Origin of the sequence: Mycobacterium sp. E735 (assembly GCF_001666955.1) — a bacterium.
Lineage (GTDB): Bacteria > Actinomycetota > Actinomycetes > Mycobacteriales > Mycobacteriaceae > Mycobacterium.
On sequence record NZ_LZIX01000032.1, the window covers coordinates 1 to 1,850 of the forward strand.

The following is a 1,850-nucleotide window of genomic DNA, read 5'->3' on the forward strand; positions in this document are numbered from 1 at the left end:
GCGGTGTAGTGGGCCAGCCACCGCGAACCGGTGAGGCCGGAGATGGAGGAGAACACCACGAAGTGGCGCACCGGTGTCTCCAGCGTCAGGCGGTGCAGCAGCCCCGCGGCGTCGAGCTTGGGCGCGAACATCGCCGTGACGTCGTCGTTGGTCATCTCGCTGAGCAGGACCGGCTGGCCGGCGAATGCCGCCAGGTAGACGCCCTCCAGCGGTGGCAGGACGGCGCCGAACCGGTCGAACAGTTCTCTCATCGCGGTTTCGTCGGTGGCGTCGGCGGCGACGGTGACGAGGGTGGTTCCCGCCGCGGCGAGGCCGTCGGCGAGCTCGCGCAACCGCTGGCCGGGGTTGCGCGACACCGCGACGATGGTCCCGGCGCCCATCCGGGCGAGTTCGCGGATCAGGTGTGGGCCGATGTTTCCGGTGGCGCCGATGACCAGTTGGCTGGCGGCGGTGTCCAGCGTCACCGGTTCGGCGGGCAGCGTATGAGCGTGCAGCCGGGGCACATGCCGCACGCCGTTGCGGTAGACGACCTGGTCCTCTCCGTCCGCCCCGGTGGTCTCGTCGAGCACCAGGCGCGTCAGTACCTGTGCGGGCACCGAGCCGTCCAGATCGATGATGCCGCCCCAGATTTCGGGGTGTTCGAGTGCGAGGGTGCGTCCCAGGCCCCACAGCGCCCCGTGTGCGGGGTTGGCGCGGTCGCCCTCGGTGGTCGGTTGGCCGTTGCGGGTGACGATGAACAGCTTCGCTGGCGTGGCGGCGGCCGCCATGGCCGCGGTGAGCCGGCGGGTGTGGTGGAACAGCTGATAGGCGACCGCGACCGACGTTCCGGAGGCGGGCGGCGCGTAGAGCACGCGGTCGACACCGTTGAGCGCCCCGTGCAGTGCCTCTTCGTCGGCGAGGGCGCCGGACTCCAGGCCCTCGATGCCGATTTGGGACCCGGCGACGCGGTCCAGTTCGCCGGTCAGCTCGGTGTCGCCCACGACCAGCCATCGACCGCCGCCGGGTGGCGGAGCATCGGGGAGCGGTCGCACGGGCCAGGCAACCCCATAGGACCAGTCATCGATCGGGGTGCCGTTGCCCCTTCGCGCAGAGCGGGTGTCCGTCGCAGCGCGGGGACTGTTGGGCCGCAACGGCCAACCGACCACCGAGGGCGACCGCGCCAACCCCGCACACGGGGCGCTGTGGGGCCTGGGACGCACCCTCGCACTCGAACACCCCGAAATCTGGGGCGGCATCATCGACTTCGATGAAGCCGTACCCGCCGAACTGACCGTGCCCCGGCTGCTGGCCGAAGCCGCCGGCACCGACGGCGAGGACCAGGTCGTCTACCGGCAGGGCCTGCGCCACGTCCCGCGATTGCAACACCGCGCCCTGCCCACCCAAGCCGTCACGTTGGACGGCGGCGCCTGCCAGCTGGTCATCGGCGCCACCGGAAACATCGGCCCACACCTGATCCGCGAACTCGCCAGGATGGGCGCAAAGACGATCGTCGCCGTTTCGCGCAACCCCGGTTCGCGGCTCGACGAACTGACCGAAAGCCTTGCCGCGGCCGGGACCACGCTGGTCACCGTCGCCGCCGACGCCACCGACGAGACCGCGATGGCCGCGCTGTTCGACCGGTTCGGCGCCGACCTGCCGCCCCTGGAGGGCATCTACCTGGCTGCCTACGCCGGCGGCCCAGTGCTGCTCGACGAAATGACCGACGACGACGTCACGGCGATGTTCGCGCCCAAGCTCGACGCCGCGGCGCTGCTGCACCGCCTGACCCTGACCACACCGGTGCGCCACTTCGTGGTGTTCTCCTCCATCTCCGGCCTCACCGGTTCGCGGTGGCTGGCCCACTACACGTT

Annotated in this window: 1 protein-coding gene and 1 pseudogene; one reads left to right on the forward strand and one right to left on the reverse strand. The window is 71.1% G+C overall.

Features of this window, described 5'->3' with window-relative positions:
* A partial coding sequence (locus A5704_RS03045; RefSeq protein ID WP_369828421.1) for an SDR family oxidoreductase occupies window positions 1-1,031 on the reverse strand: 1,031 nt, incomplete at its 3' end.
* An 85-nt stretch (window positions 1,032-1,116) separates the two neighbouring features.
* On the opposite strand from A5704_RS03045, the pseudogene A5704_RS03050 reads away from it, so the two are divergent.
* Window positions 1,117-1,850 (forward strand): annotated as a pseudogene (locus A5704_RS03050) (SDR family oxidoreductase); the annotation flags it as partial.